The sequence below is a fragment of the Methylobacterium sp. CCH7-A2 genome (genome assembly GCF_001557075.1).
In the GTDB taxonomy this organism is placed as follows: Bacteria; Pseudomonadota; Alphaproteobacteria; order Rhizobiales; family Beijerinckiaceae; genus Allobosea; species Allobosea massiliensis.
Genome location: NZ_LSKN01000294.1, coordinates 19605 through 45542, shown reverse-complemented (window position 1 = coordinate 45542; position 25938 = coordinate 19605). Strand labels below are relative to the sequence as shown.

Sequence of the window (25938 nt, the reverse complement as noted above, 5' to 3'; positions counted from 1 at the left end):
CCCCACAACGCCCGGCCCCGTGCCGGGCTTTCTCATTTTTGGGAGCCAGCCATGGCCGATTACAATTCCCCGACCGTCATCACGCCGACAATCCCCGTCTCAGACATGACGGAGCTCGAGCGCCTCATCCTGACGACCATGTTCGACCATGAATATGACGGGGACCGGATCTATTTTTTCAGCAACATCGGGCCAAGCGAGATCATCTCGATCGATCGCGATGACCTGCTCGGCGCTCTCGAGCGCTCGGTGACGACACCCGGCGGCACTGCTTTGAGCCTCGCGATCGCCGCGCTTCGCCGCGAAGATCGGGAGGTCGATGCGACCTATCTCGACATTGATGTGTCCGAGACGCCGTGGACGTCGATCCTTCACGACATCGTCTGGCGTTCTTCGCTGCTCGACGAGATCGTGGTGACGACCTGCTTCACCTGCACGCGGATGCGCTCGGACGGCTTTGGGGGTTCGGTGACGCGGATCACCCCCGAAGGAATCTCAAGCCGGTCCACCCTTGAGATGCTTGCGGCGTTGCGGGCCGACTGGGAACGCCACGGGGCCGAGAACGTGGCGCATTGCGACCATGACGCGCGCGCCCCTTGGCCCAGTCGCGATCCCATCACGCGCATGGTGCTGGCGATCGACGAGCAGGCGCGGAATCCCAATCCGTTCGCCACCTACCTCCTGGACCGCGGCGACACCAATTCCCTGGCCACGATCAGGCGTTTCGTCGCCTCTTTCCGCGACCCGCGCGATGCACTCCGCGTCGCGACTGGCGCTGAGCTCGAGGCGGCGCTTTGCGTCTGGGAGGCGATGCTGGAGCTGCGCCGCATCCATGAAGACGAGGCCAACCGCGATCCCGTTCATGAGAGCATCCACGAGATGCTGAACGTCTGGGATGCGATCGGCTCCCACCGGATGCGTCGTTTCGCACTCGACATCGCCGGCCTTGCGCTCCAGGTCTTCAGCGACCTCCAGCACGAAATCGCCGACACCGCCTGGGCCTTCGATTCCAACATCGTTCCGGCCGTTGTCGAAAATCTCGACTGGTCGTTCGATGGCCCGGAGCGCCGCGGTGAGCCGGAACTGTTTCTTCATGCCGTACTCGACACCCTTCGCAGAACACCATAGCGTCCGCTGAAGCAGTCAGGGAGCCGTCCATGAACGAGCCGACCCGCGCCGCCTTCGAGCGGCTGCTCAAGGTGGCGCGCAGCGACACGGGACAGGCCCACCGTGTCGCGGACTTCATCTTCGCCTGGTGGAATGCCGAGAGCCTCGGACGGTTCGATCTGGCAGACCTCTTCGCCGTCGACCTCGCCATCTCGCAGGATATGGCGACGGTCTTCTCCTATATGGCGAGCCGCTCCGTGGCCGAATATCCGGACCTCTACCGGGGAGAGATCGAGCAGTTGATCGCCCAATGGCGGCCGGAGATCTGGGCGAGGTCGAAGGAAGTCGCCTGACCGTACCGACGTCTGAGGGCTAGCGCGCCGGCAAGGCCGGCATGTCGCCATGTGCGGTCCGCCAGATCCAGCTGTCCATCTCGGGTCGGCTCGCGATCAGCTCCTCCAGCGCGGCGTCATAGGCGTCGTCGGCGCCGGCCGGCACGACGAACAGCGCCACCGGCCGTGGCCGATGCTGCATCAGGAGCGCGGCGACGATCGGCTGCTCGGCCGGTGCCGCGTAGCGTAATCCCTTGATGCTCTGTTCCCGGACCTTCGCCAGGGCCTCGACCAGGCGCTGCTCATGCGCGGATTCATAGGGAATCCAGTTCTCGGCCACAGCCATCAGCGCGATCTCCTCGACGATGGCGAGGCCGGCCGCGTTCATTCCGAACGTCGCGATCGCCATCAGATGCGAGGCGTCGTTCGCCGCCCACAGCGCGAGCTCGATCTCGAACCGAGTCTGCACCCGCTGCCAACTCTTCTCATCGAGGAGGAACGGGAATCCCGGCATGTGCTTCACGACGAGCCGGTGGCCGCCGCGTCCCGGCTGAAACTCCTTCACCTCGCCGACGACCAGCATCAGCTTGCGTGGCCCCGCCTTCTGCGGCTGGATCTCGCTCAGCTTCGCGGCGCGCCGCTGCTCGATCGCCTCCTTGTTCGCGGCGCGGAACGGCTCCGGCACCAGCAGCATGTCGCTCAGCGGGCCTCCCTTCACGATCATGGTCTGGCCGCCTCGATCAGGTGCCAGCGGATATTCCACCAGTGGCGCTTGTCGGCCCAGGCCGACGTCCATTTGGTCAGGCCCGCTTCGTTCCAGAGAAAATGCAGCAGGGCACGCAGCGACAGCCGACGCGCCTCGCTCTTCACCGAGCTCGTCTCGGCCGTGCCCGGCGTCGGCGCCGCCCGGCTACCCGTGCGCGTCAAGCTGAACTCCAGCCGCAGGGCCGCCATTCCCGTCGCCGGATCGAGCCGGATCGCGCTGCCCATCATCGGGCCAAGACCGGAGAGATCGATCGGCGGCTCGTAGGACTCGCAGGATGGATCATGCTGTCCGCCGGTCAGCGGCATGCGCTTGATGACGAGCTGCTCGCCGAGCGCGGCGACATACATCGGGATGCCCGGATTGCGGCACAGGCACAGTGGCCGCAATCGGTCACGATATGCACTCGAAAGAGCCGCCGGCAGAGCCGGATCGTCCTCATCGAGAATAGTGCCTGCGATCTCGAACCGGCGCATTCCGCTCCGCTCCCCGGAAACGCCGAATCTTCCCCGACCAAGCCCGTCAGGGCAACCGGTCATTTGTGACGGGTTGCGCCGCCCAGCGCGCAAGAGTCGGAGCTGGGTCGGGAAGGGCTCGGCGGCGCGGCAGGAAAGAGGGCGCTCCTGCGCGGCCGGCGGGCAGGCGCCCGCCTGATGGGCCCTCCGCTCCTACGCCTTCGCTGAAGGCTTTTCCCTGCTTCTCGCTCACCTGTTCAGAAAGGTCTGACCCATGCCCGTTTTCACGACGAAGGAAGAATATTTCTACGCCGAATGCCTGCCCATCACGATCTACCGTGAGGGCGAACCCTTCGCGGCCGTCATCGGGGACGGCATTCCTGGCGAGCCTGCAACGGAAACCGACAAGGCGCGCGCCGCGCAGATCCGCGACGCGTTGGCAGCGAGCGAGCCCACGGTCGGCTCCTTCCACGGCGCGAGCATTGCGGAGCAGGTCCGGCTTGCCTCGTCACTCGCCGGAACAGAGGATGAAGGCGGGCGGCAGGATCTGCGCGACATCATCGCCTATTTGGGCCGGCGCGCATCGGTCCAGCAGAACGCGCTCGCCTCGCTCGCCATCGTGGCTGGCGAGATCGTCTTTGGAGACGGTACGGATGCCAGTCAGCAGAGGGCCATCGACCATGCGGTCGCGGCCCTCAAGGTCCACGGCATCACGCGGGACGTCTGGGCGCTGGCGCTGGCGGGCGAGCCACCCAAGCCCGACCCGCTGCGCGACGCCGCCAGGGATATGCTGGCAGCGCTGAAGAAGCGCTCCGCACAAATGGAGCAATTCCACAGGCGGCTTTCGCCCGCTGATAGGCTGGGCGGCTATGGCGTCCTCTTGAAAGCCTGGATGGACGAAGACGGAGCCCTCATCGCCCGCGCCGAAGCCAGCGGGATGGCGGACGCGTCGGAGAAGAATTCCCAGCCGGCCGACTTCGAGCAGCGCCGCGACGGGTGGCTCATCGCCTTCATCCCGATCAGTTCGGCAGCGCGACAATGGAGCATCGATGCCGGTCCGAAAAACGCGCGCTGGGAACACCAGCGCTGGTATGCCGCTCGTCGCGATGCGCCTACGACGCGACGCGAGATCGAAGCCGAAGGCTTCACGGTGCGGGATGCCTGAGGCGATGCCGTTTTTCCACCCCACATGCACCGATGTCGAAAAGATCGTCGCGTTGCCTCGTCCCTGCTTCGGAGCCCAGATAGGGCGAAGACGATCACCATCAGGCGAGACCGTGGTCCCGGAAGGCGAGGAATCATGCCGATAGTCAGCATTGCGTATCGCCGCAAGACGAACGAGATCCGGGAAGGGTCTGTCGAGATCACCGTCGACGAGGAGGTCGCCGATACCCTGCGCCAGGGTAAGAACATGGAAGCCTGGGCCATCTTCACGATGGTCGGGCAGGTCAAAAACTGGCGGACCGTCCCGAGCGCGCTTCAGCCCGATCTCGAATTCGTCGCCAGGATCGATGGCGTCGACGTCAAGGCAGAGGCGCCGCCCAAGCCGATGCGCAGGGAGCCGCGCGAGATCGCGGCTCGCGCATTGTGCCGCCGTGCCGGCCATCCCGAGAACACGAAATTCCAGGGCAAACCGATGTGGATGAGCTTTCTGGCCGATGCCGACGCCGTCATCGCCGCGCTCGACAGCACGGGATGAGACGGCGGAATGCCGACGAAGGAGCTGGCCGCGTCGCCAGTGAGCCAAATCCTGCCTCCGTCACCGGACTTGGGCGGCTTTGTAGACCTCCGAGCGCTCGCGCTTGCCCACGGCGATGACGAGCACGACGACTTCGGCGTCGCGTACCTCGTAAACCAGCCGATAGCCGCTGCTGCGCAGCTTGATCTTGTAGCGATCCTTGCTGCCATGCAGCTTTGCCGACGGGATGCGGGGCGTCTCCAGCCGTTCAGCGAGCTTCTTCTTGAACTGGGAGCGGGTATTGGCGTCGAGCTTGCGCCATTCCTTCTCGGCTTCGACCAGGAATTTGAGCTTATAGCTCATCAAGGCTGACCTCGATCGCCTTCTGTCCCTTGCGGGCATCCGCGATCGCGTTCAGCTCGATATCTTCCAGACGGTCCATCAAGGCCTCAAAAGCGCGGGCCGGCACGCAATAGAACGCCGGTTCATTGCGATTGAGGATCGCGACGGGAAAGCCCTCGCCGGCCGCGACGGTTCCCATGGGATTGCGCTTCAATTCCGAAACGCTGGCCGTGACCTCCGCCAGGATTGTGTGGGGCATCGCGATCTCCTCAAACAGAGCACCATAAATAGCACTCGGAACAGGGCTCTTCAAGGCTCTCTCGTATCGCCGGCCCGCCGCCGGCGCCCTGCTGCTGGATAGAGACCGAGGAGGGTCGATGCGTGAACACGCAGTGCGGACGCGAGAGCTGTCCGGTATCCAACAGGAGATTGTCCCCATGCGCTTCCGCCACTGGCATCGCCCGGAACCCTATGCCGACACATCGCGAAAGCGGGCTGCCTTTCATCGCAAGCAGCGCCTCGAGCGCGAGGCACTGCCACTTTTCGCCGATCAGATCGCCTCGACCCAGCATGATGTTGACGAAGAAATGGCGCGCCGCGCCATCTGGTGGGGCGAGTTCGAGCGCGAGCGCCGCGATGAACGGGCGGCCTGGTGGCGCAAGGGGCGGGCGCGGCTGTTCGCCATGCCGGATGGTTTGCGTGCCCGTGTCCGAACCGTCTGGCGAAGCTGTCCTTATCCCGCCGATCCGGCGAGCTTTGCCGATTTCCTCCATCAGATCGTGATCGGCAGGCTCGATCCCGACAATCCGCCCTGGGCCTTTCGGCCTGCGCTCAACCCCCGCGTCACCCGTGATCCGCAGAGCTTCGAGCAAGCCTTCCGCCAGATCGGCCGCAAGCAGGGTTCCGGCGGGACGACACCACCCGAGGAGCTGCTGTTCTGCGGCAATCTCGGCGCCGGCATCTTGTTTCTGTCGGTCCAGTTGCGGCCGATTGATCAAGCGCGTGGCCTCTGCCCCGATCATCGGCTGCACGGTTCTCATCTCCGGCGGGCAAGCCACTGGCTGGACGTCGAGGTCACCGGCCGCTGCTGCGATGCCGAGCTCGCCTTGATCGAGCGGCTCGCCCAGGCCGGAAACCCACGGCCGGTCATTGCTCGACGAGCAGCTTCATGGGCAGCGCGCTTACCGGAAGATGGCGAGCGCGACGACGTTCGGGACGCTTGCCGGCCGCCATGACGATCCTCCCTAGAAGATCGAGCGACAGATCCGCGCAATCGTCGCGCGCCAGCGCAGATTCAGCGTCGAGCCGGGCGGCTGCGCTCCGTCCGTTCGCGTTGGCGCGCGACGGGGAGCGAGAGGGCGAAAGGGCGTTGCCCGGCGGGTTTTGCGGTTCGGAGAGAGGTCTCCGGCGCCCGTCATGGAGGTTCCAGCCATGAACACGCAGGTTCTCGATGCCCGTCCGCAGACCGGCGGGGGGTACAAGGTCGATGTGTCCCGCGGCGAGCGCATCGGCCGTGTTTCGTCCGAATGGTTCTCGCGCCCGGACGACGAACGCTTCCTGTCGCTCGGCGACCTCGCGCGCATGGTCGGCGCCCGTTCCGAGCGCAGTCGCACGCGCACCGTCGAGAGCGCGCGGATTCATGTCGAAGCCAGCCGCAACGATCCCGAACGCATCACGCTGATGCTGCCGGGGGCCGAGGCTCCGGCAGCGCCGACGCATTGGAGTTTCGGTCAGCTCGCAAGCCTCGTCGGCGCGCCGGCCGCCTATCTGCGTCAGCTCCCCGCGCCGCTTGCCGGCATCAACCTGCAATATGGCCTCACCAACCATCGCGCGGAGCAGGTCAAGACCTTCGAGGCCGACGACGGCCGGGTCGAGCTGCGCGCCGTGACCGGCGTGGACTATGGCCGCATCTTCGACCACGAACTGGTCGAGGCCGTCCAGCGCATCGCCGGGAACGGCACTGGCGACACCCGCTGGAAAGTCCCCGGCGTGCTCGACTGGTCCACCGGCGTCTACAATCCCGGCGTCGACATCACCAAGGACACGACGACGCTCTACGCTTCGGATCGTGATGTTTTCGTGTTCCTCGTCGACGATCTCAACCCGATCGAGGCTGGTCGCCTCCCCGATGGTTCACCCGATCTGTATTTCCGTGGCTTCTACTGCTGGAATTCCGAAGTCGGCGCAAAGACACTCGGGATCGCCAGCTTTTATCTGCGCGCAGTCTGCCAGAATCGCAATCTCTGGGGCGTCGAAGACTTCGAGGAAATCACCATTCGTCACTCGAAATACGCTGCCTCCCGTTTCGCGCACGAGGCCGCGCCTGCGCTGCTCAACTTCGCCAATTCCTCGCCGATGCCCTTCATCAACGGCATCAAGGCGTCCCGCGAGCGGATCGTCGCGCGCAGCGACGAGGACCGGACCGATTTCCTCCGTGCCCGTGGCTTCTCCAAGGCTGAGACGGCGAAGATCATCGACCGGGTGCTGCACGAAGAAGGCCGTCCGCCCGAGTCGATCTTCGACTTCGTCCAGGGCATCACGGCCTTCGCCCGCGACAAGACCCATCAGGATGCCCGCCTCGATCTGGAGAGCAAAGCCAAGAAGCTGCTCGATCGCGCGGCCTGATCTCCGGTGGCGACACCTGTCGCCACCGCATCCTTCCGCTCCGTCCGGCGTGCGGCGCTGCCCCTTCAGAGGAAGAGGGCGGCGCTTCGCGTCGTGACGGTTTTTCGGTCCGGGAGATTGGCTCCCGGACGGCCGTCATGGAGTGGACCACCATGGCGAAAGCTGCTGCCAGAAAGAAGGCCAGGACCACCGCGGTTGCGATGATCGAGTTCTCCCGGTCTCGCGACATCCCTTTCAACCGGATCAGGCTGTCGGACAGCAATGTCCGCGAGATCGACGTCGAGGACGGGCTCGACGAACTCACCCATGATATCGATCACCGGGAAGATCTCGTCATGGGCCTCAACGTCCGCGCGATTCTCGATACCGAAGGCAACGAGACCGGCGACTTCGAGACGCCGGCCGGCGGCCGCCGTTTCCGCGCGATTGCGCGGCTCGTCGAAGCCGGACGCTTCCCCGCCGATGGGCTCGTGCCCTGCCTGGTCAAGAAGGCCAACGCCAAGACCTCGGCGGTCGACGACTCGCTCGCGGAAAACATCGTCCGCCTCGCGCTCCATCCCCTCGACCAGTTCAAGGCGTTCAAGCGCATGGTCGATGACGGCATGTCGAAGGAGGAAATCGCGGACGCGTATCGCACGACGGCGCGCTACGTCACGCAGCGCCTGCGTCTTGCCGCGGTCTCGCCCGCCCTGCTCGAGATCTATGCCCGCAACGATATGACCTTGGCGGAATTGGAGGCCTTCACCGTCAATCCCGACCACGCGCGGCAGGAACAGGTCTGGGATCGGATCAGCGATTCCTGGCGCCGGGAGCCGTGGCAGATCCGCAAGATGCTGACGGAGACGACGGTCCCGGCAAGCGACAAGCGGGCTCGCTTCATCGGCCTCGACGCCTATGAGGCCGCTGGCGGTCCGGTCCTGCGCGACCTGTTCTCGGACGACGACAGCGGCTGGCTGCAGGACGTCGCCCTCCTCGATCGTCTCGTTGGCGAGAAGCTCAAGGTCATGGCCGACGAGGTCGCCGAGCAGGGCTGGAAGTGGATCGCTGCAGCCGTCGAGCTGCCCTATGGCCACGCCAATGGACTTCGCAGGATCGCGGCGCTGACGGAGGAACTCACCGAGCAGGAGCGGGAAGACCGCGAGGCGCTGCGGAGCGAGCATGACGAGCTCGAGGCCGAATATCGTGGCGCGGACGAGTTGCCCGAGGAGGTCGACCAGCGGCTCAGCGAAATCGAAACCCTGCTTTCGACCTTCGAGAATCGGCCGACGACCTACGATCCGGCCGAGATCGCGCGCGCCGGCGTCTTCCTCGGCATCGACCGTGACGGCAAGCTGATCGTCGATCGCGGCTACGTTCGTCCGGAGGACGAGGCACCGGTCGCCGCCGAAACCGAAGACGGCGATGGCGAGACCGAGGAGGACGGCTCCAGCGGCGACGAGGACGGAAGCCCTACCCAGCGCACGGCGATCACGGTCGGCGGTGAACTGGTCGACCCCGAGGACGAAGACGAGGAGGACATCAAGCCGCTGCCCGATCGTCTGATCAGCGAGCTCACCGCGCATCGAACGCTCGCACTGCAGGAAGCGCTGGCCAACAAACCTCATGTCGCCATGACCGCGCTCCTGCATCGGCTGGTGATGCAGCGCTATCACTTCGCAGCGCCGAAGGGCTGCATGGAGATCTCGGTCGGTCAGCAATACTTCTCCGCCCAGGGCGCCGATCTGAAGGACTCGCCTTCGGCGAAGGCGAGAACCGAGCGCAGCGATGCCTGGGAGGCTGATTTCCCGAGAGACGAAGCCGCACTCTGGGACTGGATCGCTGCTCTCGACGAGGTCAGCCGCATGGCGCTTCTCGCCCACTGCGTCAGCTATGGGGTCAATGCGCTTTATGAGCGTCCCAACCCTCAGAGCAGCTCTGGCATCAGTCAGCACACCCTCGATTGCCGGCTCGCCGCAGCCGATCGCCTCGCCCGGGCCACCGGCTTCGACATGGTGCATGACGCCGGCTGGAGGCCGACCGTCGACAATTATCTCGGCCGGGTTACCAAGGCTCGTATTCTTGCCGCCGTCCGTGAAGGCGCCGGCGACCGGGCTGCGCAGCTCATCGAGCACCTGAAGAAGGGCGACATGGCCAAGGAGGCCGAGCGTCTCCTGGCCGGCACCGGCTGGCTGCCCGAGCCGCTGCGCACGCCCGATCTCGATGACGAAGAGGCGCCGGCCGACGCAGATTCCGATGTGGACGCGCTGCCCGAATTCCTCGCCGGCGACGACGAGGACGGCACCACCACGGCCGAGGACCATCCTCTCGCTGCTGCCGAATAGTCCTCGACGGGGCGGCTCAGGTCGCCCCGTCCGTTCCCATCCTCATGCAATCGCCCCGGCCAACTCGGCCGGGGCGTTTTCCATTCTGGAGACACGTTCATGTCCGCATCCCTCATATTCGACATTGCCCCTCTCGGTTCACTGGTCAGCTACAGCGACGGGAGCCCCAAACCGCCGACCCGCTTCACCAAGAAGCTCGCCGCATGGGAACGGCGTAACGGCGTTGGTCGCCTCGTGCGCAAGGTGCCGGAGCGCGAGCGTCCGACCTACACCGCGCCGCCGTGCTTCACCTTGAACGAAGGCAGCTTCGGGCAGGACGGGCTCACCGTTATGACCGTGATCCGGACCTACGGGATCGACAGCGACCTGACCTTCCGCGTCGTGGAGCGTCCCCGCATCGGCCAGATCCGGATTGTCCAGACTCTGGGCGAGAGCGATGAGCTGTTGCATCTAGCCGAAGATCGGGAGGCCGCCGAACTCTGGCTTGCGAAGAACGGCTACCGCAACGCCCGCCTCGAACCGGTTTGTCCGAATGAAGTCGGCGCCGATGTCGTCGAAGGCAGAGCAACATGACAGATCCGATGACGCCGACGCCATGAACAACCTCACATTCTGAAGATGCCCGGCCTCACGACGAGCGCCGGGCATTTTTTTGTCTGCATCGCAGAGATCCGGCCGGCAGGTGGCAGGGCCGGTCGGGCGGCGCTGTTCCGCCGGCTTGGCGTCCGGCGGCCCGTCCCGTCGCGGCCACGCGGAGGAAGAGGAGGGCGCTCCCAAGGCGGCCCGGACGGTGGAAGTGAGAGCGCTTGTCCGGGGCCGATTCCCTCTCTCTTGTTGGAGAACTGCCATGACCCGTCAGAGCAATACGAGGCCCAACGCCACGCTGGTCCCGGATGACCGGCGCTGCGCGTTCCTGCCGACCCTGTTCGGCGTTCCCATGTTCATCATCGCCGAAAACACCGTCTACGCGATGATGGAGCGTCTGAGCCCGCAAGATTATGGCGGCGGGCACTGGGACTTCTACGAGGATCGTGGCCGACCGCTCTTCCTCGCACCGACATCGAAGCCTCGGTTCCGGATTGCCGGCGAGATCACTTGCTTCCAGGGTGAGGTGTCAGCCGGAGCGGCCGGGATCATCGCGACGCTTTTCGCATTTTCACATCTTTCTTTCCAATATCGGTCCGATCGGCTCGCCGACGGCTATAGCCACCTTCATCGCTATGTCGGCGGCCATCCAGAAGCGTCGGAGATCTATCAGGCGATCGATTGAGCCGCGAAAGCGCCCCATCCCCCGAGGGGCGCCATTCGCCTCCCGGCCGGTCGAGGGAGGAGAGAAGGAGCAACGCTGTTCGGCCGTGACGGGCCGTTGTGCGGAGGAGCCACTTCCGCAGCCCGTCGCGGAGCATCCGTGATGAACGCCCATTCTCGACCTGCATGTCCCGTCACGGCGTCGCGAAGGCTCGATTCCAGCCCGATCGCCGTCGGCAGATTCCCGCTGCGGATCGCCTGCCTCGGTGAAGCCCGATATCTCGACGGCGATCCGACGTCTTGCTCTTACGAAGCGCCACGCATCTTCGAACTAGCGCATGCGGATACGCTCGCAGGCGCCATCGCTGCCATCGAACGCTTGGCCCGGCAGGATAGGCTCTTCATCCGTGACGACAGCGCTATCGGCTTCAAAGCGCGGTTGTTCATCGTCCGCGATGATGACGATTGTCAGGTGCTCGCCGGCGAGCCCGATGCCGACGGCATAAGATGGTGCGAGCCGGTTGCGTCCGACGGTGAAGCCCGGTTCGTCGTCGCCCAGGCGTGCCGGCTGCGCGCTGCAGCGACCGGCAAGGCCGAGGCGGACCTTAACGCTGAAGCGCGCGCGCTGCGTTTCAGCGCCAGCGTGCTCGAGGGACGCCTCGTTCACGCCGTCTGGCGCGAGGCCGCAAGAGCTGCGTTGCCGCGCGCCGCATAGCCCTCGTAGCAGTCCTCATCCCATCGCGCCGGATCAGCCCGGTTGATGCCCATTCACCTGGTCCGCCGTCGCGAGGCAGCGGGCCATTTTCGGATTCAGGACAATATCATGGCCATTCCCGATCCCGTTCGCACCAACTTCAACACGCTGCTGCGCGCGGCACGCGAGGGCAAACTCGCGCTCATGGAGTGCCTGGATGCCGTCACCCGCGAGCGTCGCTTTGTCGTCTGTGCCGTCGGCCCCGCTGACGACGGCGCTTTCGTCATGACACCGTTCGGCCACCTCGCCGACGGCAATCCTTACGACGCCTACCTCCCTCCCGATCCCGACGATCCAGGCGGATTCATCGAGAACCCGTCATCGCCATAGAGAAAATCCTGGCTGCGAGCGGCGGCCGGTCCCCGCCATGCCTTGGCTGCTCCCGTCGCTCCGACCTTCTCCATCGGGGCGCGCCGGCCCTCGATACCGGCCACCAGCGCGATCGCGACCAGGCGCACGATCTCTTGGCCACGGCGAGTCAGAATGACTTCGTCCCCGGCTTCGGCACGTCGCACCAGCTCGCTGAGCTACCCCCTGGCCCCGCTGATGGACACGCACATCGCGGTAGCACCTTCGCGGTTTTTTCAGCGCGTTCCGCCGCAAGGGATGGTCCAGGTCATTGGCGAGGCGAGAGGAGGAGAGGGGCCGGGGCGGGCATGAGCCCGTCCGGTCCGAGAGAGCGCCGGCGGGTCCGGCCGTTTCCGCTCTCGCGAGGATCTCCCCATGAACGCTCTGCCTCCCGTGGCCGACGCACGCTCGGCTGCGCCGGTCGACCCTGCCGCGGTTGTCCATGCCGCGGCCATTCTGCTCCTGCCGCACATCGAACGCGGCGCACGCGTCGATGCTGCCATCCTGCGCAGCGCGATGGAAACCGCTTCCGGCGGATCCGATGCAGCCGGTCTCTGGGACTGGAAGGCGGCCTACGAGGCTTGCGAGGCGGCGACGGTCCTGTTTCTGCGAAAGTACGGCAAGGTGCTTTTGCGCAAAGCAGGCTCTCCGGCCGCGGCGCTGCCACTTCTCGGCAGGATCGCAAGGCTCTTGCCCACCCATACCCGCCGCTCCGAAGAGGTCCAGGCGTTCCAGCAGTTCTCGACGCCGATTCCGCTCGGCCTGGTCGCCGCGACGGCGGCCGCAATCACGCCTGCCGACCGCGTCCTGGAGCCATCCGCCGGGACCGGGCTCCTGGCGATCCTCGCCGAGATCGCCGGCGCTTCGCTCCTGCTGAACGAGCTGGCCGACACGCGCGCCGCGCTGCTCTCGAGCCTCTTTCCCGCCATAACCGTCACCCGTTTTGACGCCGCCCAGATCGACGATCATCTCGATCCGGCGGCGGTGCCGTCCGTCGTGCTGATGAACCCGCCATTCTCGGCGATGGCTCATGTCGAGGGGCGCGTGGCCGACGCCGCGTTTCGGCATGTCGCGTCCGCACTGGCTCGGCTGGCTCCCGGCGGGCGTCTCGTCACGATCACCGGCGCGAATCTCGATCCCGAAAGCCCGTCCTGGTCTTCCGCCTTCATCCGATTGCAGGAGCGCGGTCGCGTCGTCTTCTCCGCCGGGATCGATGGCGCGGTCTATGCGAAGCATGGCACGACCTTCCCCACGCGGCTGATCGTCATCGACAAGCTGCCCGCCGATGACCCCGCGGCTTTCCCGGTCTCGCCGGGCTCCGCGCCGGATGTGGCGACGCTGATGACCTGGCTCGGCACACATCTGCCGGCCCGCCCTCCGGTCGATCCATCCGGCCTCGTGCCCGCCTCTCCGCGCACGGTGCCAGGGTATCTCGCTCGCGCCGCCTCGGCCGCGCCGGCGCCCGCCAAGGCCTCGGTGATCGACGGGGTCGAGCTCGCCTATGACACCGTCGATTGGACAGCGCCCGAAGGGGCGCACCTGACCGATGCGATCTACGAGCCATACGCCCTGCAGGCGATCCGTATCCCCGGCGCCCAGGCCCATCCGACCAGGCTCGTGCAGTCGGCCGCGATGGCGTCAGTTGCGCCGCCGAAGCCGACCTATCGTCCGATGCTGCCGGCCAATCTCGTCAGCGACGGCCTTCTTTCCGACGCCCAGCTCGAAACACTCATCTATGCCGGCGAGGCCCATGGCGCGTTCCTCGCCGGCTCCTGGACTGTCGACGATACCTTCGACATCGTGAAGGCGGCCCCCGAAGGGGCTGCCGGCGCCGTAAGCTTCCGCCGCGGCTTCATGCTCGGCGACGGGACCGGCGCCGGCAAAGGCCGGCAGTCCGCCGGCATCATCCTGGATCAGTGGCTGCGCGGCCGCCGCAAGGCGGTGTGGATCTCGAAGTCGGACAAGCTCATCGAGGACGCGCAACGCGACTGGTCCGCGCTCGGCATGGAACGGCTGCTGATCACACCGCTTTCCCGGTTCCCGCAGGGCAAGCCGATCACGCTCACCGAGAGCATCCTGTTCACGACCTATGCCACGCTGCGCTCAGAGGAGCGCGGAGACAAGGCATCGCGCGTCAGGCAGATCGTCGAGTGGCTCGGCCCCGACTTCGACGGCGTCATCATCTTCGACGAGAGCCACGCCATGCAGAATGCTGCCGGCGGCAAAGGCGAGCGCGGCGATGTGGCCGCCTCGCAGCAGGGACGCGCGGGGCTTCGCCTCCAGCATGCCCTGCCGAAGGCACGCATCGTCTACGTCTCGGCGACCGGGGCGACGACGGTCCACAATCTCGCTTATGCCCAACGGCTTGGGCTATGGGGCGGCGAGGATTTCCCCTTCGCCACCCGCGCGGAATTCGTCGAAGCGATCGAGGCCGGCGGTGTTGCCGCGATGGAGGTCCTCGCCCGGGATCTCCGTGCGCTCGGCCTCTATACGGCCCGCAGTCTCTCCTATGACGGCGTCGAATACGAGCTCGTCGAGCATGAGCTGACCGACGAGCAGAGGCGCATCTACGACGCCTATGCCGGGGCTTTCCAGGTCATCCACAATCACCTCGAAGCCGCGATGCAGGCGGCGAACGTCACCGGCTCCTCCGGCACGCTGAACAGGCAGGCAAAATCCGCGGCCCGCTCGGCGTTCGAAAGCGCCAAGCAGCGCTTCTTCGGCCATCTGCTCACCAGCATGAAGACGCCGACGCTGATCCGCTCGATCGAGCGCGATCTCGAGGCGGGCCATGCCGCCGTCATCCAGATCGTCTCGACGGGAGAGGCGCTGATGGAGCGTCGCCTCGCCGAGATCCCGACCGAGGAATGGTCGGATGTGCGCGTCGACATCACCCCGCGGGAATATGTGCTCGACTATCTCGCCCATTCCTTCCCGGTCCAGCTCTACGAGCCCTACAGCAACGGTGACGGCAACATCTTCTCTCGTGCCGTGTTCCGCGATGGGCAGCCCGTCGAGAGCCGCGAGGCCGTGGCGCGCCGCGATGGCCTCATCGAGCATCTGGCCAGCCTGCCGCCGGTCCCCGGAGCGCTCGATCAGGTCGTTCAGCGCTTCGGCTCCGATCGCGTCGCCGAGGTCACGGGCCGCTCGCGCCGCATCGTCTGCAAACCGACCGCCGACGGACGGGGCCAGCGCTTCGTCGTCGAAAGCCGTGCCGGCTCAGCCAATCTCGCCGAGACGCAAGCCTTCATGGATGACCTGAAGAGCATCCTCATATTCTCGGACGCCGGGGGCACGGGCCGGAGTTATCATGCGGATCTCGCCGCCAGGAACCAGCGCCTGCGCGTCCATTATCTGCTTGAGCCCGGCTGGAAGGCCGACGCCGCGATCCAGGGGCTCGGCCGGACCAACCGCACCAACCAGGCGCAGCCGCCGCTGTTTCGGCCGATCGCGACCAATGTGAAGGCTGAGAAGCGCTTCCTCAGCACGATCGCCCGCCGTCTCGACACGCTCGGCGCTATCACGCGCGGCCAACGCCAGACGGGCGGCCAGGGCCTGTTTCGCCCCGAGGATAATCTGGAATCGCACTACGCACGCGATGCGCTGCGCCAGTTCTACCTCGTTCTCGTGCGCGGCAAGATCGAAGGCTGCTCGCTCGAGCGCTTCGAGGATTCGACCGGCCTGAAGCTGATGGACGAGACCGGCATCAAGGACGAACTGCCGCCCATCACGACCTTCCTGAATCGCCTTCTCGCCCTCACCATCGACTTGCAGGATACCTTGTTCTCGGCCTTCGAGCAGTTGCTGGCCGCCAAAGTCGCCGGCGCCATCGCCGCCGGGGTCTACGATCTCGGCCTCGAAACGCTCAAGGCCGAAAGCTTCGTCGTGAAGGACCGCCGCACGATCTACACCCATCCGGGGACGGGGGCCGCGACGCAGCTCCTCACCATCGCACAGCGCGAGAGGAACCGGCCGTTCTCCCTCGAAAAGGCGCTCGCGCTGCTCGACGATCCCCGCGCCATCCTTCTCGTCAACGAGCGCTCCGGCCGGGCGGCGGTGCAGCTCACTGCACCGTCGTTCATGCTCGACGATGGCGAGATCGAGCGCCGCGCGACGCTCGTGCGGCCGTTGGAGCAGCACTACGCGACGATGAAGACAATGGCGGAGAGCCATTGGCGCGAGGCCGATCGTGCGACCTTCTCCCAGGCCTGGGACGCCGAACTGGCCGATATCCCGACGTTCTCGGAATCGACGATCCACGTCGTCGCCGGCCTCCTTCTCCCGATCTGGAAGCGGCTGCCGAATGAATCCACACGCGTCTATCGGCTTCAGACCGATGACGGCGAGCGGATCATCGGCCGCAGGGCCTCGCCCGCCTGGGTCGCCAAGGCGATGGCGACCGGAACGACGTCCTTGTCGGCCGACGACGCCTTTACCGCCCTGATGGACGGCCGCACCATTCTCGACCTGGCCGAGGGCCTCCAGCTGCGCCGCGTCCGCGTCATGGGCGCAAACCGCATCGAGCTCACCGGCTTCACCGATCCCATGCGCGAGCGGCTCAGCGCCTATGGCCTGTTCCACGAGATCATCTCCTGGAAGCTGAGGATGTTCGTTCCGACCAACGGGAATGGGCCGGCCGTGCTCGCAAAGCTTCTGGATCGCTGGTCCATCGAGCGCATCGGCGAGAAGGAGGCGGCGTGATGGCTTGCTTCCATGCTGCTGCCCGGCCCCTTCACAGAACGGGACCGGACGGCGCCAGCCGCGTCGTCGTCGTGTGATGGGGCGCGACGATGGCTCGGGAAACATTCACGGACCTGGCACGCAGCCTCGCCGACCGGGCGGAGGCCGTGTGCCGCCGCTATCTCTCCGCGGGGCGCAGAAGTGGCGACTACTGGACTGTCGGGGACCTCAGTAACAACAAAGGTAAATCGCTCTACGTGCGCCTCGAGGGGACGCGCAAGGGGCGATGGACCGATTCCGCTACGGGGGAGTTCGGCGATCTGCTCGACGTCATCCGGGAAACCCGCGATCTGCGTGAGCCGCGCGACCTCGCCGACGAGGTGCGACACTTCCTGGCGCTGCCGCTCGACGACCCGGCTGACCTGCGCGAAGCGCAACCCTATCAGTCCGCCCGCAGGGCGCCCGGCGCGCCGCGCCGGCTCTTCGCCATGGCTCGGCCGATCGCCGGCACGCTGGCCGAATCCTATCTCCGTTCGCGCGGCATCCTCTGCGGAGCCAGCGAACGCTGGCTGCGCTTCCACCCGGGCTGCTACTACCGGGATCACGACGGCGGGCGCACGCTGGTCCTGCCGGCCTTGCTGGCGGCGATCACCTCGCCCGACGGCACGATCACCGGCGTGCATCGTACCTGGCTCGATCCCAACGGTGCCGGCAAGGCGCTTCTCGCCGAGCCGCGCCGGTCGATGGGCTCCCTTCTCGGCCGTGGCGTGCGCCTCGGCGGCACGGCTGGTATGGCCGCCCCTGCTCTTGTCGCCGGCGAGGGTGTCGAGACGCTGCTGTCACTGCGCATGGTAATGCCGGCCATGCCCGCCATCGCGGCGACCTCTGCCAATCACCTCTCGGCGCTTGCGCTCCCGCCCGGCTGCGAGCGCCTCTATATCGCGACCGATGCCGACGCGGCCGGGCGGCGCGGCGGCGCCGCTCTCGGCCGGCGCGCCCGTGCGGCCGGGCTCGTCGTCCTGCCGCTCGCGCCGCGCCTCGGCGATTTCAACGAGGATCTCCGGCAGAGCGGCCCAGCCCCGCTCGCGGCATGGCTGCGGCTCCAGCTCGCCTCCGAGGACGTCGGCCTGCTCCTGCTCGACGGATGAGCGGCCGGCAACGGGGGGCGGCCGGAGCGCGGCGCCGGCGGCGCGGCGGGCCCGGGCGGTCATGCGCCGGGGCCGCGCCCGCGGCCTGCCTGAGAGCCGCCCGCTACCACGCGGGCTCCGGACCTTCGGCGGCTGAAGCCGCTCGGCGCTGCGCTGGCCCGCGCGCTGCGCGCGCGGCTCCGGCCGGAACCCGCGTGGAGAGGGTCGCCGTCAGGCCGCGAGGGTCGCGGCCACAACCGACGGAGACTCTTATGGACCCGTTCCTTCCGCACGACGACGCATCCGAGCCCGATCATACCACCTCGCCGACCGAGAGCTTCATCCGTGCGGCGCAGCTCTATGGCTACCGGCCCCATGAGGACGAGCCGGACCAGCGCCCCATGCCCGACGAGACGACCGTCGCGACCGCGCTCGCCGGGATCTTCGAAGCGCTCAGCAGCGCGCTCGTCGACACACGCCTCGAATCCGACCTCGAAGGCCTGCTCTGGGCGACCGTCAATCTCTTCCACCGCGCCGCCGACCGCCTGCAGCGGGATCTCGACCGCAACGAGGACGCCCAGCGCGTCAGCCAGCAGGAGCAGGACGGCTCCGAGGTGAAGTCGGTCGAGCTCGAACGGCTCACGGCACAGGGGATCGCCTTGATCGACCGTCGCGACGTTCTCGAGGACATGCGCGACGAGGCCTGCGGCTTGTTCGAGGCCCATACCGGATCGAGTTGGCGCCCGCGCAGCGGCTCGAAGGTCAACCATGGCCGCCTCACCTCCGCGGTGATCGACTCGCGCGACTTCCTCGCGGCGCGGCGGCGCGCCGAGACGCAGGTCCTGCTCCCGCCCGGCACGAAGATCGCGGTCTCCGGTGGGCTCGACTTCAACGACCACCAGCTGATCTGGGACGTCCTCGACAAGGCGCTGGCCCGCCACCCGGACATGGTGCTCGTCCATGGCGGCAGCCCGACTGGCACGGAGCGCATCGCCGCCTGCTGGGCCGAGAATCGCGGCATCACCGAGATTCCGTTCAAGCCGGACTGGAAACGGCACAACCGCGCAGCGCCCTTCCGCCGCAATGACGAGATGCTCTCGATCGTGCCCGCCGGCGTCATCGCCTTCCCGGGGTCCGGCATCACCGACAACCTTTGCGATAAGGCTCGAAGCCTCGGCATCCCGGTCTGGCGTCCTCGCGAGGGCAGCGGCGCGTAAGCGCCGCCTTTCTTCTTCCCGGCGCGCAGCGCCACGCGCGCCGATATCGGGCCCGTCCGGATTCCAGAATCCGGGCGGGCGGATTTGCTGCATCCGCGGAGGGCCCGCGCACGGCGAGGAGCGCCGAAATGGGGCCGGCTTTGCGCCGGCGCGCTATCCTCGTGGCGCCGGTGTTGGAGAATGAGATGGCGCTTCGAAGCGTCCGTCCCCGGGGCGCCGCGCTGGCGCGGCCCGAGAGGGGGCCGGAGCCCCCGACGAACAGGTTCGGGATCACCTCTGGAAGGCGCCGCGGGCGCGAGGCGGCAGGGCGGGCGATCGCCGCTGGGTGCAGCGCCGTTTGGACGGGGTTTCCGCAGCGCTCGGCCGCGAGGCGGTTATCGGCGGCGAACGAAGGCCGGGCAGTCGCGATCGAGCAGGCCGGGACGGTGGCGCTGTCCGTCATATTGGCGGGGATGGCACAGGGGGCGTTGCGCGAGCGCGCCGTCATGCCGCACGGATCAAGCGGTCCGCCTCGGCGATCAGGTCCGGCGATGGTGGCCTCAGGGCCCCTCGCGGCCGGATGCGTTCAGACCATTCCCCCTTTGTGTCGCCTGTGTAGAGGACCGCTTGCCTATTGCGGTCAACCCCTGCGGGGTAAGCCCGGCCAAATATTCTGAAAAATTCGATTTCGGTCTGTTCGTGCGGGCCCAGGCGCTTTCCCGATCCTCGCCGCGCGCGGCTCGGGGAAAGCGCGGACCCGCCTGCTGCGGAAAATAGGATTTTTCAGAATTTTTGTCCGAGCTGACCGCGGCAGGACGGCCCTCTTCAGCGGCGCCATCGGGAATGGTCCCGACGCAACCGACGGAGAAGTACCATGGCCACCACGATCGCAAACCTGACCGTCAAGCAGGACGGCACCCTCGAAGGCATGCTGACCACCCTCAACGTCAACGTCCCGATCGCCCTCGTTCCCAACGCGATGCGGAACAACGAAGACTCGCCCGTGATCCGCGTCATCGCCCGCCGCAACGGCTTCGAGATCGGCGCCGGCTGGAACCGGACCTCGAAGCAGACCGGCGAGGAATACCTCTCGATCAAGCTGGCGGCCCCCGAGTTCGGCGTGATCTTCGGCAATCTGGCGCCGGCCCCGGGCAACGACCCCGACAAGAAGGTGATCCTCTGGAACCCGCCCGGTTGACGGGAAACAAGGCCGGCCCCGATCCGGGGCCGGCTTCTTTCGTGTCGCGTCGTAACGCTGGCGGCGGGCCTCGAACCCGCCGCCAGCGTCGTGGACGTCGACCATCGATAAACGGTCTGCTGTCGTCGGCGTAGGGCAGATGTGCTGATGCCGGATGGACTGGTCGACATGCCGACGGCACAGCGCGGGTCGCCGAGCGCGGCATCCTCGACGAGAACGATTGACCGAAACCGCGCCGACGCGCGCGCCGACGCGGCGGCAATCCTGCCCCCGCGGGGCTGGCCGGTGGGTCGCTGCCGCGCCACGGACCGCACCAACATCTCATGATCCAGCGGGGTCAAAGCCGGAACCCGGCATCGAGCCGGCTTCCGCCTTGCTGGAGCCGACCGGAGCCTGGAAAGCCTGCTCAGATCGTCCGAGGGTGCCATAGTAGTGCGGAGGGCTCAAGGACGAGCGGTACCCCCAATTTTCCCGCCGAACGCTGCGCGCCCGACGACAAAATCGGCTCCCCCGCTCGCCGCCTGTCGGCGGTCGCTGCGCGATCCTTGACCCCTCCGCACCACCATGACCGCCGGCGTCGTCTTTCACACGAATTCAGGAGACGACGATGCCGATCGAACAGCACATCGAGGAACTGCGCGCGGAACTCAGAAACTGCTGCGATGCCGACGAGCTCCGCCAGATCGCGGAGGAGCTGGAGATGGCCCTGGCCGAGCAAGAGGCGATGCTGGCCGAAGCCGAAGGCCCCTACACGAGCGCGCCGCCCTTCTAGGGGGCGGCGTCGCGTTGCGGACGCGCTCGGCGGCCTCAGCCGTTGAGCGCGTCTTTGACCGCCTTCGCCGGCGCAAAGCTCAGCTTGCGCGACGCGGCAACCTTGATCGTCGCACCCGTCGCCGGATTGCGCGCCTCGCGCGCGGGCACGTCCTTGACCTTGAATTTGCCGAAGCCGGCGATGCTCGTCTCCGTCCCGCTCTTCGCTGCCGCGGCGATCTCCCTGAACACGCCGTCGACGATGGCCTTCGCCTGCGTCTTGCTCAGGCTGTGCTCGGCGGCGATCTTCTCGGCGATCTCGGCTGCAGTCGTCATGGACGATATCTCCTGTCGGGTTGATGACATCATTCGGTATCGCATCGGGTTTGTGGCGGCGAAAGGGCAGCCAATCGCAGATCGCCGGAATCCACCGGAAATCGCTGATTTCGCGATTGCCGCGGTGCGGCCGTTGCCAGCACCCATTTCTCGATGGTGTGGAGATTGCGGCGGAAAAGGTCGGGCGAGGCCCCTGCGGGGCACGGCTCTACTCGCCCCCTGCGGGGGCTCCCGGAGCCCACAAGCGGTCTCCGCCCTTCGGGTGACGATCCTCTCGCGCGGTGGCGATGGCTACGTGCTTTCCGAGAACGATGAGAAGTCGAACCGGCGGTATAGTCGGCTGCCGCCGGCGGCGGACACGACCCCTGATCGGGGTCGTGGTTTTCTCTCTCTCTCTCTCTCTCTCTCTGACGTCCGAGTGTACACCCGCCACTCCGGCGTCAAGGACTTCGCGGTGCCCCCAATTTTCCGACGCCCCTTGGGCGCCAGAAAATCGGTACCTCCGCTCGCCGCCGCTGGCGGTCGCTACGCGATCCCTGACGCCTCGCGCCTACGGTGCAGCCTCCTTCCGTCAGTTCGACGAAAGGAGACAGTCATGACATCCAGGAATATCCGCACCATCGATAGCGGCAGTGCGCAATACTGGCGCGACCGGACGGAAGGCTTTCGGCTCATCCGTGACGCCGAAGAGGCCGCCGTGCAGCTCGCGCGCGAGCCGCTGTACATCGCAGGTCGGTGGAACGAGGCGTACGGCGAATACGAGCCTGTCGAGAACCTCGAACCTTTCGGCACAATGGAGGAGGCAATCGCGGCCATCGAAGCCAATGAGACGGCGGTGAGCATCCTGGTTGCGCAAGGTCGCACCCGCATCGGACGCTACGACATCTGGGCGGTGATCAAGGCGTTGAACCCCGATGGTGAACACATCGACGACCCGGCCTTCAACTCGCCCTTGAGTCTCGGCATCGCTTGAGATCCACTTGAGAGGCGGCAGAAGCCGCCTCTCACCTTTTCTGTCTCGCCGGCAGCCAGGTCAGCCGGATCGACCGGCTGGCCTGGCTTGTGACAGTCCGGCATTTCCCGCGATGGCAGCCTCATTTGCGCCTCGTGCAAGCCGGGCGCCGGCTTCGTGCGGGCTTTGGTCTTGCTGGAGCGGAGCCAGCTGAGCCTGATCAGGTCGTCCAGGATGCCATGGCGATCCCGAGGCGGACGATGTTGGGCGAGGTCCCTTCGGGACACGGCTCTACTCGCCCCCTGCGGGGGCTCCCGGAGCCCGCGAGCGGTCTCCGCCCTCCGGGTGACGATCCTCTCGCAAGATCGAGGCGGCCGGATCGACCGGCCGCCTCGATGGCGAGGGTTCCCCTCGCGCTCCCGCCGGCATCCGATGGAGGCATGCGGTCCGTCGCAGCGCGAGGTGAGCGAGCGCGAGCTCTGCGGGCTGCGCGAGATCATCGAGCAGATCGAGACGTAGACGGTCGTGGGCTTCTCTGCCTATCGCGTCGTCTATGACGACGAGGCCGTGCCGCTCTGAGCGGCACGGCTCAAAGCCGCTGGCCTGACGTCTTTGGTGTCGGGTCGGCTTTTCGCGGGCAGTCGGTCCTGGTCAACCTGGGGGCTGATTACTTTCGCAGGCGCGCTTGGGTCGCGATCCGGAGGTCGGCCTTGCTCTTTTCGGCCAGCGCCGATGACAGCTCGTCGTAGTCGACCCCATTGCGTTTGAGCGCGCGGCGAGCGTCAGCCTCGCTGAACCCCAGCAGCTCGAACACGCTCATGTCCAACCGGGCCGCGATCCGTTCAATCGTGCGCAGGGTCGGGTTCCCCTTGGCCCGGGCGATCGAATAATAGGTTCCCTTGCCGATACCGAGCTTGCTGATGAACCCGGGTGTGTCGTTGCTCTTCGCTTCCAGCTCCTGCAGGCGCATCGCCAGCATCTCGTTCAAAATGGATTGCTCGCCCTCGCGGGGACGGCGCTGGTTGACCATGGTGATGACCTGACCTCTGGGGCAGGACGAAATTTCCCCGTGCAGCCCCCCACACAGTGTCATCAAACTATTATACTGACCATTAGGTATCAATAGATCGAATTGTAATAGTTCGTTGTGAAGCGACGATCACAGGTTGCGAGTATGGGCTATCTCGCATGAGGGCGCTTCCGGCGAAAGGCCGGACGGGATACCGTGCACCATGGGTTTCGACCGAGGGGACGATCCCTTGCCCGCAAATGCTGATGGCGGGACGTATGATCTGTCGGCTATGCCGGCAGCGCCGGTATCGACTCGTCGCCGGGCGACCAGATCCAGGCCGGAATATTGCTGGACTCGATCAGTGCATCGAGCGCCACGCGATAAGCGGCATCGGCCTCGTTTGGGATGATGAACATCGCCAGGGGCGTCGCCGCTTCTTCGTGCAGCACGACGCTCGCCAACGGCTGGCTCACTGGGAGATTGTAACGCAATCCCTTCAGGAAGCTGATCTTGCGCCGGGTCAAAGCCTCGAGCAGGCCTGCCTCCGCAACGCTTTCGAACGGGATCCAGTTGTCGGTCACCACCATCAGCGCGACGGCTTCGACCGTCGCGACGCCGGCGTTGTCCAGGCCAAAGGTCGCGATCGCGACGAGATGCGTGTCGGTACTCGCATTCCAGAGCGAAAGCTCATCGGCGAACACGACGCTCAGGCGCCGGTGGATATCCGCGTTCAGCATGAAAGGGAATCTCGGCGCATGCTTGATCACCAGACGATGCCCCGAACGGGCAGGGGCAAGCTCTTTCACCTCCCCGACGACGATGAGAAGCGGACGTCCCTTGCCCGCATTCGACGTCGCACGCGCCATGAAGCCGGCGCGGCGCTGCGCGATCTCGGCCTCACGCTCCGAATGGAATATTTCGGGCACGTAGAGGATGTCGTCGAGGGCCTTGCCCTTGCTCGACTTGCCCTCGGCGGCCTCCAGCAGAAATTTCCGGATGACGGCCCAATTGCGCTTGCCGGCCATCCCGGGACGCCAGCGATTGAAGCCCGCCTGATCCCAGAGGTAATGCAGCAGGGCGCGTAGCGTCAGCTTGGTCCCGTCACTGCGGACCTCGCCTTTCTCGGGTGTGGCGCTCGGAGCTGGAAGAGCACGGCCCGCCGACTTCGTCAGGCTGAAGTCGAGCTTGAGCAGCGTGGTCCCGGTCTCCAGATCTTCCCGGATGGCCGAGCCCGCGACCGAGCCCAGCCCCGACAATTCATAGGGTGGCTCGTAGGAGGCGCAAGCCGGGTCGTGCTGCGCGCCCGTGCCCGGCATGCGTTTCAGGATCAGACGGCCGCCAACCCGCGAGATGTAGAGCGGCAGCCCCGGATCGCGGCACAGGCACAGGGGCCTGACCTGCCGCGACTGAGCTTCCGCCAGCCTCGTCTGGAAATCCGCGCTGTCCGCCGCGATGACCTCGCCGTCGATTGCGATCTGTCTCATCTAGCAGGCATCACCCCGCCTCCCTGGCGACTGCGGCCCGGCGATCATGCACCGGGGGGATCGGGCAGGCGACCGAGTTTCTCGAGGAACTCACGCACGGCCTGGTCGATCAGACGCAGCGGCTGGACCTGGCGTTCAGCTGCGATCTGCCGGATCGCCAGATCGATCGGACGCGGCAGACGCAGCGCCAGCGGCCGAGACGACAGCCGATCGCCAAAGCCCTCGAATGGATCGCGCTGTCGGGCCGGCATCGTCCGCCGGGCCGGTCCAACCGTGTGCTCGGCAGCCCCCTCGCGCGTCGTGGGAGAGGGCGTGACCGGCCGCAGCGGCTCTGCGCCATAGTCGGGGGTGACCACCATCGGGCGCGGCCCCGTGGTCTCGACCATCGCCTTGCGCGGCAGGGCCAGGCGCGGCTTCGTCTCGGTCACGTCGCCTCCTCCTGACTGGCGGCAAGAAGCTCCCGCACGACCTGGTCGGCATTGTAGCGCGCTTTGCGCACGGCCTCGTCCTTGTCGTTCATCTGATAGAGCGTGCCATGGCCGTTCGTCATGGTCCGGTAGGTGACCCGGCGATAGAGCGCATTCTGGCAGAGTTTGATGCCCTCGCCGTCGAAGTACCCCAGCACCTCGCGGATCGGCACGGTGTTGCGATCGAGGCTGTCATATTCGTTGATCACGACGCGGTAGGGCGGTTCGGCAACCCCCAGCTCGGCCGCGCGCTTCTTCATGAATCCGATGGTTCGGACGATCTGCGAGGCGTCGAACATCGAGACTTTGCAGGGCAGGATCACGAGGTCGGCCCGAAAGGCGGTCTCCGTGATCCGTGTGTCGGCAAAGCCCGGCGTATCGACGATGATCGCATCGCGCTCGTCGAGTTCGGCCAAGCGGTGCAGCACGGCGGCTTCGGTCGTGGCATGGACGATCTCGATCCCCGAAGGATCGTGGCCGCGCGCTTTCGAGGATGCGTGCCACTGATAGGCCGAACCCTGCGGGTCTGCGTCGATCAGACCGATCGCGTAGCCCTGCTGTGCCAGTTCGCCGGCGAGCAGGATCGACATCGTCGTCTTGCCGCTGCCGCCCTTGGGCGTCGCCACCGCGAATATGCTCGCCATGATAGGGCCCTCGATCGCTCGCGAGATGGAATGCGCTGCCGATGAGCTGACGCATTGGCGCGGTCATTAGTCCGTATATTGACCGACTGTGTCAAGGCGCCACTGCCGTGATCCGCCAC

Annotated in this window: 25 protein-coding genes and 1 pseudogene; 17 read left to right on the top strand and 9 right to left on the bottom strand. The window is 66.4% G+C overall.

The window, feature by feature from the left end:
• Positions 1-51 precede the first annotated feature (51 nt).
• Together AX750_RS22610 and AX750_RS22605 are read left to right on the top strand one after the other, a co-directional pair.
• On the top strand, positions 52-1128 hold the full coding sequence (locus tag AX750_RS22610) for a hypothetical protein (protein WP_066719813.1): 1077 nt from the start codon (positions 52-54) through the stop codon (positions 1126-1128).
• Positions 1129-1157: 29 nt separating this feature from the next.
• Positions 1158-1460 carry a hypothetical protein gene (locus AX750_RS22605; protein ID WP_066719810.1) on the top strand — a complete coding sequence of 101 codons (303 nt, stop codon included), beginning with the start codon at positions 1158-1160 and terminating at the stop codon, positions 1458-1460.
• Positions 1461-1479: 19 nt separating this feature from the next.
• On the opposite strand, the pseudogene AX750_RS22600 reads toward AX750_RS22605, so the two are convergent.
• Positions 1480-2678, bottom strand: a pseudogene (locus AX750_RS22600) (DUF1173 domain-containing protein).
• A gap of 253 nt (positions 2679-2931) precedes the next feature.
• Here AX750_RS22600 and AX750_RS22595 point away from each other — a divergent pair.
• Positions 2932-3822, top strand: coding sequence for a hypothetical protein (locus tag AX750_RS22595; RefSeq protein ID WP_066719809.1), 891 nt, complete (start codon positions 2932-2934; stop codon positions 3820-3822).
• Between the two features lie 135 nt (positions 3823-3957).
• Entirely contained in the window at positions 3958-4356 is a 399-nt protein-coding gene (locus AX750_RS22590; protein WP_066719807.1) for a hypothetical protein, read from the top strand.
• A 60-nt stretch (positions 4357-4416) separates the two neighbouring features.
• On the opposite strand, the gene AX750_RS22585 is transcribed toward AX750_RS22590, so the two are convergent.
• Together AX750_RS22585 and AX750_RS22580 are read right to left on the bottom strand one after the other, a co-directional pair.
• A complete protein-coding gene (locus AX750_RS22585) occupies positions 4417-4698 on the bottom strand; it encodes a type II toxin-antitoxin system RelE/ParE family toxin (protein ID WP_066719804.1) in 282 nt (93 codons plus the stop codon).
• Positions 4688-4936 (bottom strand): plasmid stabilization protein, encoded by a 249-nt coding sequence (locus AX750_RS22580; protein ID WP_066719801.1) that lies wholly within the window; start codon positions 4934-4936, stop codon positions 4688-4690. Before AX750_RS22580 ends, AX750_RS22585 begins: the two co-directional genes overlap by 11 nt.
• Before the next feature lie 178 nt (positions 4937-5114).
• On the opposite strand from AX750_RS22580, the gene AX750_RS22575 reads away from it, so the two are divergent.
• The 7 genes from AX750_RS22575 to AX750_RS22545 all read left to right on the top strand — a co-directional run bounded on the left by AX750_RS22575 (position 5115) and on the right by AX750_RS22545 (position 11955).
• The gene (locus AX750_RS22575; protein ID WP_082735465.1) at positions 5115-5912 is read left to right on the top strand and encodes a hypothetical protein; all 798 of its coding nucleotides are present in this window, start codon (positions 5115-5117) and stop codon (positions 5910-5912) included.
• 196 nt (positions 5913-6108) lie between these two features.
• Positions 6109-7302 carry a hypothetical protein gene (locus AX750_RS22570; protein WP_066719798.1) on the top strand — a complete coding sequence of 398 codons (1194 nt, stop codon included), beginning with the start codon at positions 6109-6111 and terminating at the stop codon, positions 7300-7302.
• Positions 7303-7454: 152 nt separating this feature from the next.
• Entirely contained in the window at positions 7455-9623 is a 2169-nt protein-coding gene (locus AX750_RS22565; RefSeq protein ID WP_082735470.1) for a chromosome partitioning protein ParB, read from the top strand.
• A 99-nt stretch (positions 9624-9722) separates the two neighbouring features.
• Entirely contained in the window at positions 9723-10196 is a 474-nt protein-coding gene (locus AX750_RS22560; RefSeq protein WP_066719792.1) for a hypothetical protein, read from the top strand.
• 274 nt (positions 10197-10470) lie between these two features.
• Positions 10471-10893 (top strand): antirestriction protein, encoded by a 423-nt coding sequence (locus AX750_RS22555; RefSeq protein WP_066719789.1) that lies wholly within the window; start codon positions 10471-10473, stop codon positions 10891-10893.
• 141 nt (positions 10894-11034) lie between these two features.
• The gene (locus tag AX750_RS26305; RefSeq protein ID WP_156446508.1) at positions 11035-11586 is read left to right on the top strand and encodes a hypothetical protein; all 552 of its coding nucleotides are present in this window, start codon (positions 11035-11037) and stop codon (positions 11584-11586) included.
• 108 nt (positions 11587-11694) lie between these two features.
• Positions 11695-11955: a DUF6117 family protein gene (locus tag AX750_RS22545; protein WP_066719783.1), complete on the top strand. Its 261-nt coding sequence runs from the start codon at positions 11695-11697 to the stop codon at positions 11953-11955.
• On the opposite strand, the gene AX750_RS25710 is transcribed toward AX750_RS22545, so the two are convergent.
• Positions 11895-12143: a type II toxin-antitoxin system prevent-host-death family antitoxin gene (locus AX750_RS25710; RefSeq protein ID WP_245282497.1), complete on the bottom strand. Its 249-nt coding sequence runs from the start codon at positions 12141-12143 to the stop codon at positions 11895-11897. The two genes, AX750_RS22545 and AX750_RS25710, sit on opposite strands and share 61 nt — an antisense overlap.
• A gap of 205 nt (positions 12144-12348) precedes the next feature.
• Here AX750_RS25710 and AX750_RS22540 point away from each other — a divergent pair, with 205 nt between their 5' ends.
• From AX750_RS22540 to AX750_RS26645, 5 genes are all read left to right on the top strand, one after another.
• Positions 12349-16674, top strand: a complete 4326-nt coding sequence (locus AX750_RS22540; RefSeq protein WP_066719776.1) for a strawberry notch family protein — start codon at positions 12349-12351, stop codon at positions 16672-16674.
• Positions 16675-16763: 89 nt separating this feature from the next.
• Positions 16764-17801 carry a toprim domain-containing protein gene (locus tag AX750_RS22535; protein ID WP_066719774.1) on the top strand — a complete coding sequence of 346 codons (1038 nt, stop codon included), beginning with the start codon at positions 16764-16766 and terminating at the stop codon, positions 17799-17801.
• A gap of 251 nt (positions 17802-18052) precedes the next feature.
• The gene (locus AX750_RS22530) at positions 18053-18997 is read left to right on the top strand and encodes a DUF2493 domain-containing protein (RefSeq protein ID WP_066719772.1); all 945 of its coding nucleotides are present in this window, start codon (positions 18053-18055) and stop codon (positions 18995-18997) included.
• Between the two features lie 853 nt (positions 18998-19850).
• Positions 19851-20174, top strand: coding sequence for a DUF736 family protein (locus tag AX750_RS22525; protein ID WP_066719770.1), 324 nt, complete (start codon positions 19851-19853; stop codon positions 20172-20174).
• A 607-nt stretch (positions 20175-20781) separates the two neighbouring features.
• Positions 20782-20946: a hypothetical protein gene (locus AX750_RS26645; RefSeq protein ID WP_171019669.1), complete on the top strand. Its 165-nt coding sequence runs from the start codon at positions 20782-20784 to the stop codon at positions 20944-20946.
• A gap of 35 nt (positions 20947-20981) precedes the next feature.
• Here the strand turns inward: AX750_RS26645 and AX750_RS22520 are convergent, their stop codons facing one another.
• The gene (locus AX750_RS22520; RefSeq protein WP_066719767.1) at positions 20982-21260 is read right to left on the bottom strand and encodes an HU family DNA-binding protein; all 279 of its coding nucleotides are present in this window, start codon (positions 21258-21260) and stop codon (positions 20982-20984) included.
• Positions 21261-21855: 595 nt separating this feature from the next.
• Here AX750_RS22520 and AX750_RS22515 point away from each other — a divergent pair.
• A complete protein-coding gene (locus AX750_RS22515) occupies positions 21856-22233 on the top strand; it encodes a hypothetical protein (RefSeq protein WP_066719763.1) in 378 nt (125 codons plus the stop codon).
• 646 nt (positions 22234-22879) lie between these two features.
• Here AX750_RS22515 and AX750_RS22510 read toward each other — a convergent pair.
• The 4 genes from AX750_RS22510 to AX750_RS22495 form a co-directional block, all read right to left on the bottom strand.
• Entirely contained in the window at positions 22880-23242 is a 363-nt protein-coding gene (locus AX750_RS22510; RefSeq protein WP_066719761.1) for a transcriptional regulator, read from the bottom strand.
• A 269-nt stretch (positions 23243-23511) separates the two neighbouring features.
• A complete protein-coding gene (locus AX750_RS22505) occupies positions 23512-24708 on the bottom strand; it encodes a DUF1173 domain-containing protein (RefSeq protein ID WP_066719758.1) in 1197 nt (398 codons plus the stop codon).
• A 44-nt stretch (positions 24709-24752) separates the two neighbouring features.
• Positions 24753-25136, bottom strand: a complete 384-nt coding sequence (locus AX750_RS22500) for a hypothetical protein (RefSeq protein WP_066719755.1) — start codon at positions 25134-25136, stop codon at positions 24753-24755.
• A complete protein-coding gene (locus tag AX750_RS22495) occupies positions 25133-25819 on the bottom strand; it encodes a ParA family protein (protein WP_066719744.1) in 687 nt (228 codons plus the stop codon). The genes AX750_RS22500 and AX750_RS22495 overlap by 4 nt, the downstream gene beginning before the upstream one ends.
• Between the last annotated feature and the right edge of the window lie 119 nt (positions 25820-25938).

Bases quoted from the DNA above. Each gene is read 5' to 3' on its own strand.
- AX750_RS22610 (WP_066719813.1), top strand. From the start codon at position 52: ATGGCCGATTACAATTCCCCGACCGTCATCACGCCGACAATCCCCGTC.
- AX750_RS22605 (WP_066719810.1), top strand. From the start codon at position 1,158: ATGAACGAGCCGACCCGCGCCGCCTTCGAGCGGCTGCTCAAGGTGGCG.
- AX750_RS22595 (WP_066719809.1), top strand. From the start codon at position 2,932: ATGCCCGTTTTCACGACGAAGGAAGAATATTTCTACGCCGAATGCCTG.
- AX750_RS22590 (WP_066719807.1), top strand. From the start codon at position 3,958: ATGCCGATAGTCAGCATTGCGTATCGCCGCAAGACGAACGAGATCCGG.
- AX750_RS22585 (WP_066719804.1), bottom strand. From the start codon at position 4,698: ATGAGCTATAAGCTCAAATTCCTGGTCGAAGCCGAGAAGGAATGGCGC.
- AX750_RS22580 (WP_066719801.1), bottom strand. From the start codon at position 4,936: ATGCCCCACACAATCCTGGCGGAGGTCACGGCCAGCGTTTCGGAATTG.
- AX750_RS22575 (WP_082735465.1), top strand. From the start codon at position 5,115: ATGCGCTTCCGCCACTGGCATCGCCCGGAACCCTATGCCGACACATCG.
- AX750_RS22570 (WP_066719798.1), top strand. From the start codon at position 6,109: ATGAACACGCAGGTTCTCGATGCCCGTCCGCAGACCGGCGGGGGGTAC.
- AX750_RS22565 (WP_082735470.1), top strand. From the start codon at position 7,455: ATGGCGAAAGCTGCTGCCAGAAAGAAGGCCAGGACCACCGCGGTTGCG.
- AX750_RS22560 (WP_066719792.1), top strand. From the start codon at position 9,723: ATGTCCGCATCCCTCATATTCGACATTGCCCCTCTCGGTTCACTGGTC.
- AX750_RS22555 (WP_066719789.1), top strand. From the start codon at position 10,471: ATGACCCGTCAGAGCAATACGAGGCCCAACGCCACGCTGGTCCCGGAT.
- AX750_RS26305 (WP_156446508.1), top strand. From the start codon at position 11,035: ATGAACGCCCATTCTCGACCTGCATGTCCCGTCACGGCGTCGCGAAGG.
- AX750_RS22545 (WP_066719783.1), top strand. From the start codon at position 11,695: ATGGCCATTCCCGATCCCGTTCGCACCAACTTCAACACGCTGCTGCGC.
- AX750_RS22540 (WP_066719776.1), top strand. From the start codon at position 12,349: ATGAACGCTCTGCCTCCCGTGGCCGACGCACGCTCGGCTGCGCCGGTC.
- AX750_RS22535 (WP_066719774.1), top strand. From the start codon at position 16,764: ATGGCTCGGGAAACATTCACGGACCTGGCACGCAGCCTCGCCGACCGG.
- AX750_RS22530 (WP_066719772.1), top strand. From the start codon at position 18,053: ATGGACCCGTTCCTTCCGCACGACGACGCATCCGAGCCCGATCATACC.
- AX750_RS22525 (WP_066719770.1), top strand. From the start codon at position 19,851: ATGGCCACCACGATCGCAAACCTGACCGTCAAGCAGGACGGCACCCTC.
- AX750_RS26645 (WP_171019669.1), top strand. From the start codon at position 20,782: ATGCCGATCGAACAGCACATCGAGGAACTGCGCGCGGAACTCAGAAAC.
- AX750_RS22520 (WP_066719767.1), bottom strand. From the start codon at position 21,260: ATGACGACTGCAGCCGAGATCGCCGAGAAGATCGCCGCCGAGCACAGC.
- AX750_RS22515 (WP_066719763.1), top strand. From the start codon at position 21,856: ATGACATCCAGGAATATCCGCACCATCGATAGCGGCAGTGCGCAATAC.
- AX750_RS22510 (WP_066719761.1), bottom strand. From the start codon at position 23,242: ATGGTCAACCAGCGCCGTCCCCGCGAGGGCGAGCAATCCATTTTGAAC.
- AX750_RS22505 (WP_066719758.1), bottom strand. From the start codon at position 24,708: ATGAGACAGATCGCAATCGACGGCGAGGTCATCGCGGCGGACAGCGCG.
- AX750_RS22495 (WP_066719744.1), bottom strand. From the start codon at position 25,819: ATGGCGAGCATATTCGCGGTGGCGACGCCCAAGGGCGGCAGCGGCAAG.